Origin of the sequence: Erythrobacter sp. (assembly GCF_024305245.1) — a bacterium.
Taxonomy (GTDB): Bacteria; Pseudomonadota; Alphaproteobacteria; order Sphingomonadales; family Sphingomonadaceae; genus Erythrobacter.
Window position 1 is genome coordinate 24992 of sequence record NZ_JAMWYX010000002.1, and the last position, 18873, is coordinate 43864.

Sequence of the window (18873 nt, forward strand, 5' to 3'; positions counted from 1 at the left end):
AATTGAGGTAGTCGTCGTTTATGCAAATCATGGTTCGCGATAACAATGTCGATCAGGCCCTGCGCGCGCTCAAGAAGAAGCTGCAGCGTGAAGGCGTTTATCGCGAAATGAAGCTGCGTCGCCACTACGAAAAGCCCAGCGAGAAGCGCGCCCGTGAAAAGGCCGCAGCCGTTCGCCGCGCCCGCAAGATGGAGCGCAAGCGGATGGAGCGTGACGGGAGCAAATAATCCCGTCGCCGGGCGTGCGTTTCCTTGCGGAAACCCGCTTGAATCCCCTCTTCCGATCAGCCATCAGGGCGCGGCTTAACACCGCGCCCTTCTGTCGTCTCACACGGCGCGAAAGCGTGCCGTCACGCAGGACAACACCATGACCGAGATTACCCGCGTTCCGATCCGGCCCGTCGCAAAGGGCTCGCTGACCAAGCTGTGGATCGGCGTCATCCTCGCTATCGCCATCGGGGCGGGGCTGGCGTGGGCCGCAGTGCCGCGCGGGCTGAATGTCGACACGATCACAGCCGGCACCGGCCCGATGCCTAAGGCGGGCGATGTATTGTTCATCAAATACAAGGGTATGCTAGCATCTGACGGCACGGTGTTCGACGAATCGCGCGACATTCCGCTGCCGGTGCAGGGCCTGTTCCCCGAAGGCACGCCGTTCCCGATCGAGGAAGGCGCGACCATTCCCGGCTTCTTCGAAGGGCTGCAGCAGATGCAGAAGGGCGGCAAGTACACGCTCTTCATCCCCGCCGACAAAGCCTACGGGGCCGAACCGCCTCCGGGCGCGCCGATCCCGCCCAACGCCGATCTCGAATTCGAGATCGAGGTGGTGGACGTGATGAGCCAGCAGACGTTCGAACGTAATCTCGGCATCTTGCAGCAGACGATGCAGGCCCAGATGGGCCCCGGCGGCCCCGGCGGCCCCGGCGGTCCGGGTGGCCCGGGCGGTGCACCTGCGCCTGTGCCGGGTCAGTAAGGAGCGCTGGGCATGTCGGTGGACAAGGCAACCGTCGCGAAAATCGCCAGTCTGGCGCGCATCAGCATGGATGATGCCGCGCTGGAACGGATGGTGCCCGAACTGAACGGCATCCTCCAATGGGTCGAACAATTGGGCGAAGTCGACGTGACCGGGATAGAGCCGATGGCGGCGGTGATCCCCAATACGCTGCGCCTGCGCGATGACGTGGTGGACGCCGATCCGCTGACCGGCGGCGGCAGGCAGGGCGATGTCCTTGCCAATGCCCCGGCGGCGGAACACGGGTTCTTTGGGGTGCCCAAGGTGATCGAGTGAACACCGCAGGGCTTCACTCGATCATCCTGAGCTTGTCGAAGGATTGCCTTTTATTTTTTGAACCTGCCCCTGAAGAAGGACAGCCCTTCGACAGGCTCAGGGCGAACGGTTGGAAACGATGACTGACCTGACTCAACTCGGCGTGAAAGACATCCGCGACGGCGTGCGCGCCGGGGACTTCACCGCGCGCGAAGTGGCGGAAGGCTTCAACGCGGCCGTGGCAGACGCCGCCGCGCTCAACGCCTTCATCGTCACCACCCCTGACCACGCGCTTGCCGCTGCCGACACCGTCGATGCCGCCCGCGCTGCTGGCGCGGACCTGGGTGCGATGGCGGGCGTGCCGATCGGGATGAAAGACCTGTTCGCCACCGATGGCGTGCAGACCACCGCGGCCAGCCACATCCTCGAAGGCTTCACCCCCCGCTACGAATCGACCGTCAGCCAGAAGCTGTGGGATGCGGGCGCGGGGATGCTGGGCAAGCTCAATCTCGATCAGTTCGCGATGGGTTCGTCCAACGAAACCAGCTATTTCGGCAATGTTACCTCGCCGTGGAAAAAAGCTGGCAGCAACGCCGCGATGAGCCCCGGCGGTTCGTCGGGCGGTTCGTCCACCGCCGTCGCCGCGCGCATTGCGCCCGCCGCGACCGGCACCGACACTGGCGGATCGATCCGTCAGCCTGCCGCCTTCACTGGCATTTGCGGGATCAAGCCCACCTATGGCCGCTGTTCGCGCTGGGGCGTCGTGGCCTTTGCCTCCAGCCTCGATCAGGCCGGGCCAATGGCGCGCTCGGTCGAGGATTGCGCGATCATGCTCGGCGCGATGGCTGGATTCGATCCGAAGGACGCGACCAGTCTCCAGATGGACGTGCCCGACTGGGAAGCGGCGCTCAGCAGCGACCTGCGCGGCAAGAAGGTCGGCATCCCGCGCGAATACCGGATGGAGGGCACCGATCAGGCGATCCTCGATTCGTGGGAGCAGGGCAAGGCGTGGCTGAAGGACGCGGGCGCGGAGATCGTCGACGTGTCGCTGCCGCACACCAAATATGCGCTGCCCGCCTATTACATCGTCGCCCCGGCTGAGGCATCAAGCAACCTCGCCCGGTATGACGGGGTGCGTTATGGCCTGCGCGATCTGCCAGACGGCAGCGGCTTGCAGGACATGTACGCCGCCACCCGCGCCGCCGGGTTCGGGGACGAGGTCAAGCGCCGCATCCTGATCGGCACCTATGTGCTTTCGGCTGGTTTCTACGACGCATACTACACGCAGGCGCAGAAGGTGCGCGCATTGGTCGCCCGCGATTTCGAGCGGGCGTTTGCGGAATGTGATGTAATCCTCGCGCCCACCACACCGACGGCGTCGTTCCCCTTGGGCGAGAATGTCGATGATCCATTGGCGATGTATCTGAACGACGTGTTCGCGGTGCCTGCCAGCCTCGCTGGCCTCCCGGCGATGAGCGTGCCTGCGATGCTGAACGAACACGGCCTGCCGTTGGGCCTCCAGCTGGTCGGCCGCCCGTTCGACGAGCAGGGCGTGCTGAATGCGGGTCTGGCGATCCAGCAGCGCGCCGGGTTCAAGGCTGCGCCGGAGAAGTGGTGGTGATCGCCGATACCGCGCTGTGGATTGCCGGATTGGCAATCGTCCTCGCGGTGCCGCTGACCTTCATGGTCGCGAATTGGGTGAGAAAGAACGTCGATCACGGCGAAGCGCGGTTCGATACGCGTGAGCGCCCCGAGAGTGACGAGGAAACGAAATGAGCAACTACCGCATTCAGGGTGCCACGGGCGAATGGGAGGTCGTGATCGGCCTCGAAGTTCACGCGCAGGTCAGCACCCATTCCAAGCTGTTCTCCGGCGCGTCGACCGCGTTCGGGGCGGAGCCGAATTCGCAGGTCAGCCTCGTCGATGCCGCGATGCCGGGGATGCTGCCCGTGCCGAACCGCGAATGCATCCGGCAGGCGGTGCGCACCGGCATGGCGATCGATGCGCAGATCAATGCGTGGAGCCGGTTCGACCGCAAGAATTACTTCTACGCCGACTTGCCGCAGGGCTACCAGATCAGCCAGCTTTACCACCCCATCGTGGGCGAGGGGCAGTTGCTGATCGAAGCGGACGAGAAGGCCGGGATCCCCGAAGACAAGATCATCGGGATCGAGCGCATTCACGTCGAGCAGGACGCGGGCAAGCTGATGCATGATCAGCACCCGACCATGTCCTATGTCGATTTGAACCGCTGCGGCGTGGCGTTGATGGAAATCGTGTCCAAGCCCGACATGCGCTCGCCTGCCGAGGCCGGGGCTTACGTGCGCAAGCTGCGGGCGATTTTGCGCTATGTCGGAAGCTGCGATGGCAACATGGAAGAAGGATCGATGCGGGCCGACGTGAATGTCTCCGTGCGCCGTCCGGGCGAGGAATTCGGCACGCGCACCGAAACCAAGAACGTCAACTCCGTGCGCTTCGTCATGCAGACAATCGAGCATGAGGCGATGCGGCAGGTCGATGTGCTCGAAAGCGGCGGGAAAATCGTGCAGGAAACCCGCCTGTTCGATCCCGGCACCGGCACGACGCGGACAATGCGCAGCAAGGAAGACGCGCATGATTACCGCTACTTCCCCGATCCCGATCTGTTGCCGCTGGTGCTGGAGGAGGATTTCCTCGCCGAATGCCGCGCCAGCCTGCCGGAACTGCCGGATGCCAAGCGCAGTCGTTACACCGATGTGCTGGGCCTCACGCCCTATAACGCGCGTGAATTGACCGCCGAGGTCGAGACTTTCGCGCGGTTTGAGACGCTGCTGGCCGAAACCGCCAAGACCATCGGCAAGGATGAACCCGCCGTCGCTACGCAGGTCGCCAATTGGTCGCTCTCTATCGCTCCGGGCGTGATGAAGTCGCTGGGCGATGAGGCCGACCCCGCCAACGCCACCGCGTCTGCGCAGGCCAGCATCCTCGCGATGCAGGACAAAGGCGAGATCAGCGGCGGGCAGGCCAAGGAAATCTTCGAAATCGTGCTCAAAACCGGACGCGATCCCTCTGAAATTGCCGATGCCGAAGGACTGAAGCAGGTCAGCGACACCGGCGCGATCGAAGCCGCCGTCGACGCAATCATCGCCGCCAATGCCGACAAGGTCGAACAGTACCGCGGCGGTAAGGAGGCGCTGTTCGGCTTCTTCGTCGGCCAGACGATGAAGGCGATGCAGGGCAAGGCTAATCCGGGGGTGGTGAACGCGCTGCTGAAGGCGAAGCTGGGCTGATGACGCTTGAGTGTTTCTGCGGTGCGGTCAGCCTGACGACCGCCGGAAAGCCGGAGTTCGTCCACGCGTGCAATTGCGATCTGTGCCGCAAGGCCGGTGCGCAATGGGGCTATTTCAATCCCGCCGAGGTTACCGTCACCGGCCCAACCTCGACCTACTGCCGCCGCGACAAGCCGGAGCCGGGGGTCGATGTCCACTTCTGCCAAGCGTGCGGATCGACGACCCATTTTCGCCTGACCGAGGCAGCGGCGCAAAAGCACGGCGATGTGATGATGGGCGTCAACGCTGGGCTGGCCGAAGAGGCAGAACTCGCCGGGATCGAACTGCGTTATCCTGATGGCAAGAATTGGTCGGGCGAGGGCGAATTCGCCTATGTTCGCCCTAGCCGGATACTTGGCTCGGTCGCCTGACTAGGGCAATGCCCCCCTCTATCATCCTGATCCAGCCCGAAATCCCCGGCAACACCGGCGCGGTGGGGCGTACCTGTGTGGCGCTGGGGATGGAGCTGATCCTGATCCACCCGCTCGGCTTCGACATCTCGGACAAGCGCGTCAAGCGTTCCGGCCTCGATTACTGGCCGCACGTGAATCTCACCGAATACGCCAGTTGGGACGCCTTCATCGCCGCGCGCATCCCGCGCGAGGATCAGCTGTTCCTGTTCGAGGAATTCGGCAGCCGCAGTTTCTACGAGCCCGACTATCCGGACGATGCGATGCTGGTGTTCGGGCAGGAGACCAAGGGGATACCCAAGCCGATCATCGAACGGCACGAAGGCCGCCTGTTCCACCTGCCGATGCGATCCGACGTGATCCGCTCGCTCAACCTTGCCAATACGGTGTCGGCGGCGGCGTATCAGGCGCTGCGGGGCAAGCTATGAGCGATCGCTATTCCAGCCCCAGCGCGTCCAGGTTCATCGTCGCCGCATTGTAGCTGGCTTCGGCCAGCCGCCCGGCCAGTTCGGCGCGGATGGCGCGCACCTGTGCGTCGGCGGCGCTTTCCTCGCGCAGGTTGACGAGGAAGAAATCGCCCGCCCCCAGCCGGAAACGGGTGCGTTCGGCCTGCACCATCCGGCTCGCTTGCGTCACCTCGGCATCGGCCAGTTCAGCCAGCTTCTGCGCGGCGCCGAGGTTCTCGAGAATGTTGCCCACCTCGGTGGTGATCTGGTCGGCGATGCGGCGCTGGCGCAGTTCGGTCTCGCGCAGTTCGGCCTCGGCGCGCTGCAGCCGTCCGCGCGCCTCGCGCCGTTGCAGCGGTACGGTGAAGGTCAGGCCCACCACCGTATCGGTTGAATCGAAGCTCGGCCCGCCCGGTCCGATTTCGCCGAAATCGCGCGACAATTCGACACTGGCATCAAGCCGGGGCAGCAGATCATTGCGTCGCAACGCCACCCGGTTGGTCGCCCGCTCCAGCGCCAGCCGGAAGGTCTGCAGTTCCGGCCGGCTGCGGATCACGGCGTTGAGCGGGGCGGCGACCAGCGTCTCCATCTCGGCCATGGCTGCGACCATGTCGGTATCGGGCAGTTGTTCGCGGGTCGGGACGTACATCTGTCCGTTGGCATCGCGCAGATAGAACCCCAGCGAATTGGCGGCGGTGGCGAAATTGCGCTTGGCTTCCTCCAGCAGCGTGCGGCGACGCAGCAGGTTCTGTTCGTTCTCGGTCAGCGCGATCCGCGGGCGTGCGCCTTCGCTCACCTCGCGGCTGAGGCCCACCTGCCGCGCTTCGGCGATTTCGAGCAGTTCCTCGAACACCCGGATTTCCTCGCCCGCGGCGACCCAGCGCCAATAGGCGCGCAGCGCCTCGTGCTGGACGTTCAACTGCACCAGCAGCACATCGAGCCGCGCCTGACTGGCGGCAAGCCGGGTGTCCTCGATGGCGAAGCGGCGTTGGTCGATGTCGCGGTTGCGCAGCAGCGAGAACAGCGCGCCGACCTTCGCTTCGCCCAGCCGGTTGGTGAAATTGTAGTTCTCGTAGATCGGGAAATCGCCGTCCGATGCGCGGTAGGAACCGAACACCTCCGCGCCGAAGGGACGCAAGGGCTGGCGCGCTTCGACCTTGCCGAACCCGCCCGAATAGAAGCCGGTGAGCCGGTCGTAATATTCGCCCTTCAGCATCAGATCGAACGCGCCGTCAGCCGATAACTGGTCGCTGCGCGCGGCAGCCTCGCGCTCGAACGCTTCAAGGATCGAGGGGAAGGTGAGCGCGGATGATCGCAGCACCTCGCCCGGCAGCAGCGGTCCGGTGGTGAGCGCCACTTCGAGCGGATCGCCTACCGGCACGATGTCCTGCGCCAGCGCGGGGGCGGGCGACAGCGGCAGGGCCATCAGCGCCGCGCTGCAAGCCAGCCATCGCCAGCGGGTCAAGGTCAGGGCACGCGCCATTGTCACCGGGTCTGCGCGGCGTCTTCGCCCGGTGGCAGTTCGGGCGGGAAGTTGTTGAGCTGACGCCAGATTTCGTAACCGACCGGCACGGTTTCCAGCAGCACCCAGGCCTGCGCCTTGGCCCCGAACCGCACGAAGCGTTCTTCCGGCCAGGCATGGGCATCGGACTTGTCCTCGGCAATCAGCACGCGGAAGCGTCCGCTGGGCTGGGCCGACTGGTCGACCGCGACCACGATCCCGCCGAAGGTGCCGACCGCGACCGATGGCCAGCCGGAAAACTGCACCGCGGGCCAGCCTTCGAACATGATCCGCGCCCTGTCCCCGCGCTTCACCAGCGCGACGTCGCGCCCGTCGATGAACACCTCGACCACGCGTTCGGCGCCGTCTGGCACGAAGGTCGCCAGCACGTCACCTGCGTTGATGTAGGTCGCGGAATCTCCGGCATTGAGGCTCTGGATAAAGCCGTCGCGCGGCGCGCGCACGATCTGCACCGACTGGCGCGACAGGCTGACATCGGCGCGGTTGAGAGTGGCCTGTGCGGCGGCGACCCGGCCTTCCATTTCGGCGATGCGGATCTGCGCCTGCTCGTAATCGCGCCGCGCGGCCAATCCGGCCTCGAACAATTCGCGCGATCGGCGTTCATCCAGCCGCGCGGTCGCCAGGGCGCTTTGCGCAGCCTGCAATTGCAGGTCGACCTGCTGGCGTTCGGCCTGAAGTCGCTCGATCAGCTGCGGATCGATATCGGCGATGCGGACGATCGGATCGCCCTTTTCGACCGCGCTGCCATCGCGCACGTACCATTCCTCGATCCGGCCCGGCACCAGCGCGTTGATATCCTGCTTGCGCTCGTTCGGGTTGAGCGTGGTGACAGCCCCGCGCCCGGTCGCAGTCTGCAGCCACGGGGCGTAGATCAGGAACGCCAGTCCGGCCAGAAAGCCGACCAACAGCATATAGAATGTGGCGCGCATCACGCGCGGCACCTTGACGGTTTCCAGCGCCGTGAAGCGGTGCGGCGTGCGTTGCGACGCGTTCATGGCCGACCTCCGCTGCCGGGCGCGGCGACCTGAGCCTGCAGGCGTTCGACATCGGCGCGGGCGACGCGGCTGTCGCGGCGGGCTTTGGTAAAGTCGGTGAAATTATCGAACCAGGTCTGGCGATCAGCCTCCATGTGGAGGAACGTGTCGCAGCCGAGCGCGGCGTCACGCGCGGAGAAATAGACCACCGTTGTGTATGCGCCTGCGCGAATGGCATCGAGTGCGTGGGTGAGGTGTTCTTCCTCGATCAGATCGAACAGCCGGGTGAGCACGAGGACGCGCGGACGGGCGAGGATGGCGCTCGCCAGCTTGAGCTTGAGCAGTTCGATCGTCGAGAGCGGATAACCGGTCGCCGCGATCTTGGTATCGAGGCCGTGCTCCAGTCCGGCAACCGCCTCCGCCACACCGACCGCCTCCAGCGCATCGAGCATGCGCCAGCTTTCGCCCGCCGCGCATGACAGGCCGAGATATTGGCGGATCGTCATCGGCACGAAGCTGGGCCGGTCGAGCACATAGATGCTCATCCGCAGGTGATGCGCCTCGATCTCTTTCAGCTCTGTCCCGCCGAGCGTGGCGTAGCCTGTCGCCGGTAGCTCGTAGAGCTTGAGGACGTTGGTGAACAGGCGCTGCAGCCCGTGCTGGCTGGTCGCGGCCATCACGACTGCGCCGCTGGGAATGGTGAAATTGAATTCGGCTTCTTCGTGGCGGGCCGAGCCCCGGACCTGCCGGAACACCAGCGCGTGATCGTCCCCGCCGAGCGGGTCCGCACCGCCGGGCTTTTCCTGCTCGACATCGAAGAACAGGGAGACTTCCTCGCCCGCAGCGCACAATTCGTAGAAGTAGTTGAGATAGGTGCCCAGCTGCGCCACGCCGAAAAACGCGGCCGACAGCACCAGTTCTGCCGCCACCAGCTGGCCCAGCGTCAATTCGAACTGGATCACCAGCCAGCCGCCGAGCCCCAGCAGCACCGCACTGGCCGAGGCATACATCAGCAGGAACGACAGCGTCTGCGAGAAGTGCTGGCGGAAATAGCGGCGGCGCGCGTTGAGGTAATTATGGGTGGCGCGGTCGGTCTCGGCGATGGCGTAATCGACCCGCTGCTGAGATTTGAAAAAGCCGTTCGATTCGCCGATCTGTTGCAGCCACATGGCGGTGCCGTGCTTGGCATGGCTCATGTCGATTGCGGCGCGGATCGCGCGCGAGCCCCACACCAGCCAGACAATCCAGATCAGCGCGATCAGCACCAGCGTGAAGATCAGGAACAGCGGGTGGTAAAGCGACACCAGCACAAAGCCGACGGTGATGCCCAGCAGGATCGAGAATCCGTCGATGACCAGGATCGGCGTGCGCGACATGATCACCATCACATCGAAATAGCGGTTGAACAGCGCGCCGCGGGTGGTGTCGGTAAAGAACGGGTTCTGCGCGTAGATCGCGATCAGCGAAATCTCGCTGACCATGCGTGCGTAGAACCGGCGTGCAAACAGCTCCATCAGGTGAATGCGCAAGGCATAGAGCATCGAGGAGAACAGCAGCAGCACGAACAGCGTGACCGACAGCATCACCAGCGGCGCGGGCATGGCGGTGTTGGCAACCGTGTTGATCAGCATCTGCACGGATATCGGCGTCGCCAGCGACAGCAGGCTGATGCCGATGCCGTAAACTACCGCGAGCCAATAGAAACTGCTCTCGGGCTTCATGATCTCGGCAAAGATCCGGAAGAACTTGGTCAGCGAGATCTGCGAGCCGTAAGATGGGGCTTCAACCGCCATGGCAGCCTTTCTGTCCAATAAATGTGTTCACGCGATGCATCATATAGCAGGACAGGCGCGGAACGATGTACCCGCATCTTTCATCCGCGACCTTTAGGCGCGCTCCCCGGCTTGTCACGGCCAGATGCATGCCGCGCAACACTTTTTGCGGCACAGCTTCAATCCACCAGCTTGCAGGCGGTTCCGGCGGTTGCCGTTTATGCAAATTCATGAAGATACGAACCTACAGGAAGCTATTGAGAGGCATTTTCATTTCCAGGCCGCGTTAGCCATTGAACCTTGCCGCTAGATGAACCGTGCGGTTTCGGGCATGGGCAAGCAATGAAAAAAGCGGCGCAATCACCGGTGGATGGCGGAAAGCAGCGCATCCTGCTGCTGGTCGGCGGTGGTCATGCCCATGTGGCGGTGCTGGCAGACTGGATCCGGCGCGGGCCGCCTGCTGGCACCCGTACGCTGCTGCTCACCCCGTCGGTCGGATTGCGCTATTCGGGCATGGTTCCGGGCTGGCTGGCGGGGCAGCACGGACGCGATGAAGGGCTGGTCGATCTTGCGGCGCTGGCCCGGTGCGCGGGCGTCGAATTCGTTCAGGGGCGCTGTGTCGGCATCGATCCGCAGGCGCGGGTGGTGCGCACCGACACCGGCGAGGAAATCGCGTTCGATCACGCTTCGCTCGACACCGGCGGCGAAGGACGGGCGGCGGCGCTGCTGGGCGATGACCCGCGCCTGATCGATATTCGCCCGATCGAAACCTTCATCGCCAACATGGCCAACCGCGCCGCGCCGCGCCGCGTTGTGGTGGCCGGCGGCGGCGCGGGCGGGGTGGAACTGGCGTTCGGGCTGCGGAACCTCGCATGGGCCGAAGCGCGGCTCGAAGTGACTCTGGTGGCAGGCGAGGGCGGCTTGCTCCCCGGCTTTTCGGCGGCGGTGCGCAGCCGCGTGGGCAAGACTTTGGCGCGGCAAGGCATCGCAGTGCACACTGCCGCCGCGCAGTTTGAAGGCGGCGCTATCATGGCAGGCGCGCAGTCGCTCGAACCGGCCGATCTTGTCGTCGCCGCCATCGGCAGCGCCGCGCCGGAGTGGGTGCGGGCGAGCGGCTTGGCGGTCAATGATGCAGGCTTCGCGCTGGTCGATGCGCACCAGCGTTCGGTATCCCACCCGCATATCCTTGCCGCCGGGGACGTAGCCGCCCGCGCCGACCGCCCGCTGGCCCATTCAGGGGTGCATGCGGTGTTTGCCGGGCCGGTGCTGGCGGCCAATCTGCGCAGATTGCTGGCGGGTGAGCCGCCGCGCGCCGCCTATCATCCGCGTTGGAACAGCCTGTATCTGATGAATACCGGCGACGGGCAGGCGATTGCCAGCTATGGCCCGCTGGCGGCACAGGGGCGCTGGGTGCTGCGTCTGAAGCACTGGATCGACAAGCGCTGGATCGCAAAATACGCCGCGCTTGCGGAAACCGCGTAACCTCCGGCACGTTTCCGACGAAAACAGGGCAAGGAGTTCCCTTGAAGAAAATCATCATCCTTGCCGCATTGGCCGCGATTATCGCGGCCTATTTCGTGTTCGATCTGGGGCAGTATCTCACGCTGAGCGGGGTGAAGGATCTCGTCGTCCAGTGGGAAGCGTTCTATGCCGAGAACCCGGTGGCGGTGCTCGCCGGCTTCTTTGCGGTCTATGTTGCGGTCACTGCGGCATCGCTGCCGGGTGCGGCGATCATGACGCTGGCGGCGGGCGCTTTGTTCGGGCTGGTGACGGGCACGATCCTTGTCTCCTTCGCCTCGACCGCCGGAGCGACGCTGGCGTTCCTGTCGTCACGCTATGTGCTGCGCGACACGATCGAGGCGCGGTTTGGCGAGCGGTTGAAGGCGATCAACGCCGGGCTGGAGCGCGACGGGGCGTTCTACCTGTTCAGCCTGCGGATGATTCCCGCGTTCCCGTTCTTCGTGGTCAATCTGGTGATGGGCCTGACCCGCATCCGGATCTGGACCTATGTCTGGGTGAGCCAGGTCGGCATGCTGCTGGGCACCGCCGTCTATGTGAACGCCGGGACGCAGCTGGCGCAGATCGACAGCCTGTCCGGCATCGTATCGCCAGGCGTGTTGGCAAGCTTTGCCCTGCTCGGCATCGCGCCGTGGCTGGCCAAGCTGGTGATCGGAAGCATCAAGCGCCGCAAGGTCTATGCCGGGTTCACGCGGCCCGCAAAGTTCGACCGCAATCTCATCGTCATCGGCGCAGGCTCCGCGGGCCTCGTGTCGGCCTATATCGCCGCGCAGGTGAAGGCGAGCGTGACGCTGGTCGAAGCCAAGGACATGGGCGGCGATTGCCTCAACACCGGCTGCGTGCCGTCCAAGGCGCTGATCAAGAGCGCCAAGGTTGCCGCGATGATGCGCGGGGCGGACAAATACGGCCTTGCCCCGGTCGAGCCGGAGGTGCCGTTCAAGGCGGTGATCGCCCGCGTGCTTGGGGCGGTGAAGGCGATCGAACCGCACGACAGCGTCGAACGCTACACCGGGCTCGGCGTCGATGTGGTGAAGGGCTATGCGACGATCATCGACCCGTGGACGGTCGAGATCGCGTTGAATGACGGCGGCACCCAGCGGCTCACCACCCGCAGCATTGTCATCGCCAGCGGGGCTTCGCCGGTGGTGCCGGACATTCCGGGCATGGCGGACAGCGGCTACCTGACCAGCGAGACGATGTGGGACGCTTTTGCCGCGATGGACGAAGCGCCGCAGCGGATTGCGGTGCTGGGCGGCGGGCCGATCGGGTGCGAATTGTCGCAGGCGCTGGCGCGGCTCGGTTCGCAGGTGACGCAGGTCGAGATGGCGGATGCGGTGCTGGGGCGCGAGGATGAGGACGTGTCCGCACTCGCCCGCAGCGTACTGGAAGACTCGGGCGTGACCGTATTGACCGGCCACAAGGCGGTGCGGGTCGAAGGCAGCACCCTGTTTGCCGAACACGAGGGTTCCGAAGTGCAGGTGCCCTTCGATACGCTGATCGTCGCGGTCGGGCGCAAGGCGCGGCTGACCGGATTCGGGCTGGAAGCGATTGGCGTCGATACGGCGAAAACTGTCAACACCGACGAATTCCTCGCGACCAAGTTCCCCAATATCTTCGCGGCGGGCGATGTGGCCGGGCCATACCAGTTCACCCACGTTGCCAGCCATCAGGCCTGGTACGCCAGCGTCAACGCGCTGTTCGGGCAATTCCGCAAGTTCAAGGCGGACTACCGCGTGATCCCGGCCGTCACCTTCCTCGATCCCGAAGTCGCGCGTGTCGGCATCAACGAGCGCGAGGCGGCAGAGCAGGGCATTGCGGTTGAGGTCACCCGCTACGATCTCGACGACCTCGACCGCGCGATCGCCGAAAGCGAGACGCGCGGTTTCGTCAAAGTCCTCACCCCGCCGGGCAAGGACACAGTGCTGGGCGCCACCATCGTCGGCGCGAACGCGGGCGAATTGCTGGCCGAATATGTGCTGGCGATGAAGCACGGGATCGGGCTGAACAAGATCCTCGGCACGATCCATTCCTACCCCACCATGGCCGAAGCCAACAAGTTCGCTGCGGGCAACTGGAAGAAGGCGCACAAGCCCGAAGGGCTGCTGAAGTGGGTCGAACGCTACCACGCATGGCGGCGGGGCTAATCAGGAGAACGACAGATGCTTGCCAAGATCGCCTTGCTGATCATGCGGGTCGGCACCGGAATGCTGCTGGTGCTGTGGGGCGGCGCGCGGCTGCTGAATGACGGCATGGGCAGCGGCCTTGCCAACAAATATTACGGCGGCGTCGGCGCGGACTCCACCTTGCAACTCGCCTTCGCGGCCGCCGAGGTGACGATCGGCGTGCTGGTGGTGCTCGGCCTGCTGCGCAAATATGCCCTGATCGGTTCGGCAATCATTCTGGTGGGCGGGGCGCTGCCGATCTGGCGGCATTTTCTCGACCCGTTCGGGCTGTATCTGTTCGCCAGCCCCGACGACGCGAACCTGCTGTTCTTCCCCTCGGTCACGGTGGCGGGTGCGGCGCTGGCGCTGATCGCGTTTCGCAGGCAGGATACGCTGGCGCTCGACCGGCTGATCGGCAAGAAGCGCTTTTAACGACGGCAATCGGGGGCGCGTTTGGAACTGTTCGACCAGTTGAGAGGCGTGCTCGGGCTCGCGGTGTTGCTGGCTCTCGCTTGGGGCTTCAGCGAGAACCGCGCCCGCCATCCCGGCTGGCGCTGGATGCTGGGCGCGCTGGCGTTGCAGGGGCTGCTGGCGTTGCTGATCGTGCGGGTGCCGTTCGTGTGGGAGATCGTCGGGCTGGCCAACAGCGCGGTCAGCGCGGTCGAGCAGGCGACGCTCAAGGGTTCATCCTACATGTTCGGCTATCTCGGCGGAGCGCCGCTGCCGTTCGCGCTGGCCGAAGGCGAGCAGCCGCCGTTGATCATCGCGTTTCAGATCCTGCCGCTGGTGATCGTGTTTTCCGCGCTCGCCGCGCTGCTGTGGCACTGGGGCGTGCTGCGCTGGTTGGTCAACGGCTTGTCGTTTCTGCTGCGTCGCAGCCTTGGGGTGAGCGGCGTCGTCGGCCTGTCGGGCGGGGCGAACATGTTCCTCGGCGTGGTCGAAAGTCCGCTGGTGGTGCGCGCCTACTTTGACAGGATGACCCGCGCCGAACTGTTTCAGGTGATGGTGCTGGCTATGGCGACCATATCGGGCGCGATCCTGATCCTCTATGCCACCACCTTGCGCGCCACTGTGCCCGATGCGGTGGGCCACATGATTTCCGCCTCGCTGATTTCGCTGCCCGCCGCGTTGCTGATAGCGCGGCTGATGGTGCCGGGCAGCGCCGATGACGCCAAGACGGCGGTGGAGAAGGACGAACCCGGCCTCAAATACGAAAGCAGCATCGATGCGATCGTCAAAGGCACGATGGACGGGATGGCGCTGTTTCTCGCGGTGATCGCTGTCATCATTGTGGTGTTCGCGCTGGTGGCGCTGGCCGATCAGGTGCTAGCCCTGCTGCCCCTGATCGAAGGCGAGGCGATCAGCCTGAAGCGGGTGTTCGGCTGGCTGTTCTCCCCCTTCATGTGGCTGCTGGGCGTGCCCTGGGCCGAGGCGCAGGCGGCGGGCGGGTTGATGGGCACCAAGGCGATCCTCAACGAATATGTCGCCTATCTCGAACTCGCCGCGCTGCCTGACGGCACCTTCAGCCCGCGCAGCCTGCTGATCGTCACCTATGCGCTGTGCGGCGTGGCGAACCTTGCCAGCGTCGGCCTGCTGGTATCGACCATCGGCACGCTGTGTCCCGAACGCCGGGCGGAAGCTGCCGGGCTGGGGATGAAAAGCTGGCTCGCAGGCAATCTGGCGAGCGCGATGACAGGGGCGTGGATCGGTCTGGTAAGCTGGGGCGCGTGACCTGATGCTGGACGCCAAACTTCGCCCGCTGATCGATCCGCCGCTGAACCGCGCGGGGCAGTTCCTCGCCGGGTTGGGTGTGACCGCCAACGGCCTGACCTTTACCGGCCTTGCGCTGGGCCTTGGCGGCGCGGCGGCCATTGCGTTCGGGCATATCGGTTGGGGTCTGGCGCTGATCATCGCCAACCGGCTGGCGGATGGGCTGGACGGCGCAGTGGCGCGGGTGCGCGGGCCGTCCGATCTGGGCGGCTATTTCGACATTGTCGCCGACTTTGCGTTTTACGTGAGCATCCCGCTCGGCTTCGGCCTTCTCAGCGCCGCCAACACGCTGCCTGCATTGGTGCTGACGGCGAGTTTCGTGCTGACGGGGGTAAGCTTCCTCGCCTTCGCCGTCATCGCCGCCAAGCGCGGCGACACGACCGAGGCGCATGGGCGCAAAAGCTTTTTCTATTCCACCGGGCTGGCCGAAGGCACCGAGACGATCGCGGTGTTTATCGCCATGTGCCTGTTTCCGTCGTGGTTCGGCGCAATCGCCTATGGCTACGCCGCTTTATGCGTGCTGACGGTGGTGCAGCGCAGCGCAATCGCAGCGTCGGCGTTCCGCGACTGACGCGTCAGCGCTGGCCGATCTGGCCTGCTACGCGCTGACGCAGTTCGGCGATGCGCTCGGCATTCGCGCCCAGATCGCTGCGCCCGACCCGGCTGACCGAGCGGAAGTCGATCTCGTTCTCGCCGATCCGCGCGACCACATCATCCTTGAACCCGAACCAGAACGTTTCCGCCACCCCTTCTACCGTGCCGGTGGCGGCATCGGTGCGGATGTTGTTGAAGCCCATATTGCCCATCGCCGCCGCGACCGCCGCCACTGCATCGGCGCGGCTCGCGCCTGCCAGCGGCAGGGGCGCGAGGTTCGCATAGCGATCGGTAATGATCTGCGCGTGCGATTTGATCGCGAGTTCGGGCGCGACGCCCTTGTACAGTTCCAGTTCCCCCAGCGGCGTCTGATAATCGCTCAGCGGGTTGGCTTCGGCCTCGGCCCGCGCGGCCAGCGTCTCGGCGGAGAAAGCCGGCGGATCGGAAGTGTCGGTGGCGACATCGTGGATCGGATTGTCAGCCGCCGTGCCGCGCGCAGCGGTGAACATCACGAACACCGCGCCGGGTATCAAAAGCCCGATGATCGCCGCCGCCAGCACCACATTGCGGCGCGGCTTTGCAAGCACACCCAGAATCAGCGACACCAGCGCGGCGACCGCGATGATCCCCAGCAGGATCACGCCCCCGCCGAATGTCAGCGCCACCAGCCCGGTCTGCCAGCCCCACACGCCGATCTTGGTGCCGAGCGCGGCAACCGCGAAATACAGCGGGAGGAACGCCAGCAGGGCGAGGACGATTTTGGTGTGCCAGGGCAGGTTTTTCATGCCTGCTGTTTAGCGCCCCTGCGCAACAAGGCAAATATCCGTTCACGTTTTGCGGGAAACCCTTCGGCTTTCATGCGTAGGGACTATACGGCAACGGCGGGGGCGAAAGCATTCGAGCTTGTGGAAGTCCTGCTTTTCATGCCGGAAAAACTCGGTTATGTCCCCTGCGGTTGCGGGAGGACTAAGTTGTTCAGAGGACAAACGACTATGAAGCGTAATTTCCTGATGGGTGCGGCCGCGTTGGCGGGCCTGATGACTCTTTCGGCATGCGGTGGCGGCAACAACGCCCCGGCGGCTGAAGAAACTTCGGCTGCTCCGGCGGTCGAAGAAACTGCGGCGCCTGCCGCTGCAGCGCCCGATGCTGCTGCTGCCGGTGCGACGATGGAATTCGCCAGCATGACCACTGACGCCGCTGCAGGCGAAAAGGTGTTCGCGCTGTGCCGTTCGTGCCACGTGCTCGAAGAAGGCGTGAACCGCGTCGGCCCGTCGCTGCACAACATCGTGGGCCGTCCGTCGGGTTCGGTCGAAGGCTACAGCTATTCGGACGCCAACAAGAACAGCGGCGTCACCTGGACGACCGACGTTCTGTTCGAATACCTCGAAGATCCCAAGGGCTTCATGCCCGGCACCAAGATGGCCTTCCCGGGCATCAAGGATGCGCAGGATCGCGCCAATCTGGTGGCCTATCTCGAAAGCCAGAGCAGCTAAGATTTTGGTGTCATCAGCGCTGCGGCGCTGCTGATCAGGAAAAGCGGGCGGTGTGGGTAGCCACATCGCCCTTTTTCTTGTTCCTGCGCAGCGTCAATCAGGCGGCGGCTGTCGCCGGGTCTGCGGCCGGGCAATGCTGCTTCAGATAATCCTCGTGGCTCGGCAGGCCCGCGACGCCGCGTTCGACGATGGTGCGCAGGTTGGCGAGAAATTCGGCCAGTTGCGCATCGCTGACCTGGTCGGCCATCGGATCGTAATCGGCGGGCATGATGCCTTGCCCCAGCATCACCTGCACCCAGCTGGCCTCGCGGAACAGATCATCCGCATCACGCCCGACGCGGCCTGCGGCAGCGAACAGTTCGAGCTTGTGCGACAGACTGTCGGGCACAGCCATGTGCTTGCAATAGCGCCAGAACTCGGTGTCGTCGCGGTCGGTGCGGTTATAATGCAGGATCAGGAAGTCGCGGATCTGTTCGAATTCGGCGCGGCAACGGCGGTTGTATTCGTCGCGCATCGCGCCTGCACCGGGCGAACGCGGGAACAGCTGGATCAACCGGCTGACATGCGACTGGATCAGGTGGATGCTTGTGGATTCGAGCGGTTCGAGAAACCCGCTGGAAAGGCCGATGGCAGCGCAATTGTGCGACCAGAACGCCTGCCGCCTGCCGGTGGTGAAACGGATCGGGCGCGGATCGCCCAGCGGCCTGGTGTCCAGCCCCGCCATCAGCGTATCGGCCGCCGCCTCGTCCGTGGTGAACCCGCTGGAATAGACATGCCCATTGCCGGTGCGATGCTGCAGCGGGATGCGCCATTGCCAGCCTGCGTCCTTCGCGGTGGCGCGGGTGTAGGGCACCAGTGTCGACAAGCGCTCGCTCGGCACCGCCAGCGCCCGGTCGCAAGGTAGCCACCGTGACCAGTCCTCATAACCGACGCCCAGTTCCTGCCCCAGCAGCAGCGCGCGAAAACCGGTGCAGTCGATGAAGAAGTCGCCCGCCACGCGCTTGCCCCCGGCGAGCGTGATGGCGGTGATGTCGCCCGTCTCTCCATCGCGTGCGACACTCTCTACGATGCCTTCGCTGCGCGTCACACCGCGCCCTTCGGCGTAGGCGCGCAGGAACAGGGCATAGCGGCTGGCATCGAAGTGGTAGGCATAGGCCAGCCCGGTCATCGCGGTGTTGCCGACCCGGTCGAGTTTGCCGAACCGCGCCTGATCCGCCGCCGCCTGATGCAACGACCACTGCCACAGCCCGCGCGCATCGGGCTGCGCCTCGCCCATGCAACTGCGCCGCCAGTAGTGATGGAACGCGACATTGCCGAGGTTCATGCCGGTATCGCCGAAGGTGTGCAGATAGCGGCTGCCGCGCTTGCCCCAATCGACGAACTCGATCCCGAGCTTGAACGTGCCCGAGGTCGCCTTCAGGAATTCATGCTCGTCGATGCCGAGGATGGTGTTGAGCCGGATGATCTGCGGGATCGTCGCCTCGCCCACGCCGACAGTGCCGATCGCTTCGGATTCGACCAGTTCGATCGTCAGGCTCTGGCCCAGCAGGCGCGCGAACGCCGCTGCGGTGATCCACCCTGCGGTCCCGCCGCCGACGATCACCAGCTTCTGCAACTTGCCCTCTGCCATAGCTCTGC

Annotated in this window: 19 protein-coding genes; 14 read left to right on the forward strand and 5 right to left on the reverse strand. The window is 64.9% G+C overall.

From position 1 onward, the window contains the following. Positions 1–20 precede the first annotated feature (20 nt). From rpsU to Q0L48_RS03205, 8 genes are all read left to right on the forward strand, one after another. Positions 21–227, forward strand: a complete 207-nt coding sequence (gene rpsU / locus Q0L48_RS03170) for a 30S ribosomal protein S21 (RefSeq protein WP_017664771.1) — start codon at positions 21–23, stop codon at positions 225–227. A gap of 139 nt (positions 228–366) precedes the next feature. After that, positions 367–972, forward strand: coding sequence for an FKBP-type peptidyl-prolyl cis-trans isomerase (locus Q0L48_RS03175; RefSeq protein ID WP_296717175.1), 606 nt, complete (start codon positions 367–369; stop codon positions 970–972). Between the two features lie 12 nt (positions 973–984). Next, on the forward strand, positions 985–1287 hold the full coding sequence (gene gatC, locus Q0L48_RS03180; RefSeq protein WP_296717178.1) for an Asp-tRNA(Asn)/Glu-tRNA(Gln) amidotransferase subunit GatC: 303 nt from the start codon (positions 985–987) through the stop codon (positions 1285–1287). 118 nt (positions 1288–1405) lie between these two features. Beyond that, complete coding sequence (gene gatA / locus Q0L48_RS03185; protein ID WP_296717181.1) at positions 1406–2887, forward strand: Asp-tRNA(Asn)/Glu-tRNA(Gln) amidotransferase subunit GatA; 1482 nt, start codon at positions 1406–1408, stop codon at positions 2885–2887. Continuing rightward, the gene (locus Q0L48_RS03190) at positions 2884–3042 is read left to right on the forward strand and encodes a glutamyl-tRNA amidotransferase (RefSeq protein ID WP_296717184.1); all 159 of its coding nucleotides are present in this window, start codon (positions 2884–2886) and stop codon (positions 3040–3042) included. The genes gatA and Q0L48_RS03190 overlap by 4 nt, the downstream gene beginning before the upstream one ends. Then, positions 3039–4535: an Asp-tRNA(Asn)/Glu-tRNA(Gln) amidotransferase subunit GatB gene (gatB, locus tag Q0L48_RS03195; RefSeq protein WP_296717187.1), complete on the forward strand. Its 1497-nt coding sequence runs from the start codon at positions 3039–3041 to the stop codon at positions 4533–4535. The genes Q0L48_RS03190 and gatB overlap by 4 nt, the downstream gene beginning before the upstream one ends. Further along, positions 4535–4945: a GFA family protein gene (locus Q0L48_RS03200; protein ID WP_296717188.1), complete on the forward strand. Its 411-nt coding sequence runs from the start codon at positions 4535–4537 to the stop codon at positions 4943–4945. Before gatB ends, Q0L48_RS03200 begins: the two co-directional genes overlap by 1 nt. A gap of 8 nt (positions 4946–4953) precedes the next feature. After that, positions 4954–5412 carry a tRNA (cytidine(34)-2'-O)-methyltransferase gene (locus Q0L48_RS03205; RefSeq protein WP_296717191.1) on the forward strand — a complete coding sequence of 153 codons (459 nt, stop codon included), beginning with the start codon at positions 4954–4956 and terminating at the stop codon, positions 5410–5412. Between the two features lie 7 nt (positions 5413–5419). On the opposite strand, the gene Q0L48_RS03210 is transcribed toward Q0L48_RS03205, so the two are convergent. The 3 genes from Q0L48_RS03210 to Q0L48_RS03220 are packed head-to-tail and all read right to left on the reverse strand — an operon-like array spanning position 5420 to position 9719. Further along, on the reverse strand, positions 5420–6913 hold the full coding sequence (locus Q0L48_RS03210) for a TolC family protein (RefSeq protein ID WP_296717194.1): 1494 nt from the start codon (positions 6911–6913) through the stop codon (positions 5420–5422). Positions 6914–6915: 2 nt separating this feature from the next. Continuing rightward, positions 6916–7947 carry an HlyD family efflux transporter periplasmic adaptor subunit gene (locus tag Q0L48_RS03215; protein ID WP_296717197.1) on the reverse strand — a complete coding sequence of 344 codons (1032 nt, stop codon included), beginning with the start codon at positions 7945–7947 and terminating at the stop codon, positions 6916–6918. Next, the gene (locus Q0L48_RS03220) at positions 7944–9719 is read right to left on the reverse strand and encodes an ABC transporter ATP-binding protein (protein WP_296717199.1); all 1776 of its coding nucleotides are present in this window, start codon (positions 9717–9719) and stop codon (positions 7944–7946) included. Before Q0L48_RS03220 ends, Q0L48_RS03215 begins: the two co-directional genes overlap by 4 nt. Before the next feature lie 321 nt (positions 9720–10040). Here Q0L48_RS03220 and Q0L48_RS03225 point away from each other — a divergent pair, with 321 nt between their 5' ends. From Q0L48_RS03225 to Q0L48_RS03245, 5 genes are read left to right on the forward strand one after another with little or no spacing between them, the layout of a single operon-like run. After that, positions 10041–11180: an FAD-dependent oxidoreductase gene (locus Q0L48_RS03225; protein ID WP_296717202.1), complete on the forward strand. Its 1140-nt coding sequence runs from the start codon at positions 10041–10043 to the stop codon at positions 11178–11180. 41 nt (positions 11181–11221) lie between these two features. Next, positions 11222–13360 carry an FAD-dependent oxidoreductase gene (locus tag Q0L48_RS03230; protein WP_296717205.1) on the forward strand — a complete coding sequence of 713 codons (2139 nt, stop codon included), beginning with the start codon at positions 11222–11224 and terminating at the stop codon, positions 13358–13360. A gap of 15 nt (positions 13361–13375) precedes the next feature. Further along, positions 13376–13810 (forward strand): hypothetical protein, encoded by a 435-nt coding sequence (locus Q0L48_RS03235; protein ID WP_296717208.1) that lies wholly within the window; start codon positions 13376–13378, stop codon positions 13808–13810. A 21-nt stretch (positions 13811–13831) separates the two neighbouring features. After that, on the forward strand, positions 13832–15109 hold the full coding sequence (locus Q0L48_RS03240; protein ID WP_296717211.1) for a nucleoside transporter C-terminal domain-containing protein: 1278 nt from the start codon (positions 13832–13834) through the stop codon (positions 15107–15109). A 4-nt stretch (positions 15110–15113) separates the two neighbouring features. After that, on the forward strand, positions 15114–15719 hold the full coding sequence (locus Q0L48_RS03245; protein WP_296717214.1) for a CDP-alcohol phosphatidyltransferase family protein: 606 nt from the start codon (positions 15114–15116) through the stop codon (positions 15717–15719). 4 nt (positions 15720–15723) lie between these two features. Here Q0L48_RS03245 and Q0L48_RS03250 read toward each other — a convergent pair whose 3' ends face one another. Then, the gene (locus tag Q0L48_RS03250; RefSeq protein WP_296717216.1) at positions 15724–16527 is read right to left on the reverse strand and encodes a DUF1499 domain-containing protein; all 804 of its coding nucleotides are present in this window, start codon (positions 16525–16527) and stop codon (positions 15724–15726) included. 207 nt (positions 16528–16734) lie between these two features. On the opposite strand from Q0L48_RS03250, the gene Q0L48_RS03255 reads away from it, so the two are divergent. Next, a complete protein-coding gene (locus Q0L48_RS03255; protein WP_296717219.1) occupies positions 16735–17235 on the forward strand; it encodes a cytochrome c family protein in 501 nt (166 codons plus the stop codon). Between the two features lie 97 nt (positions 17236–17332). Here the strand turns inward: Q0L48_RS03255 and Q0L48_RS03260 are convergent, their stop codons facing one another. Beyond that, positions 17333–18865: a tryptophan halogenase family protein gene (locus Q0L48_RS03260; RefSeq protein WP_296717222.1), complete on the reverse strand. Its 1533-nt coding sequence runs from the start codon at positions 18863–18865 to the stop codon at positions 17333–17335. Positions 18866–18873: the final 8 nt, after the last annotated feature.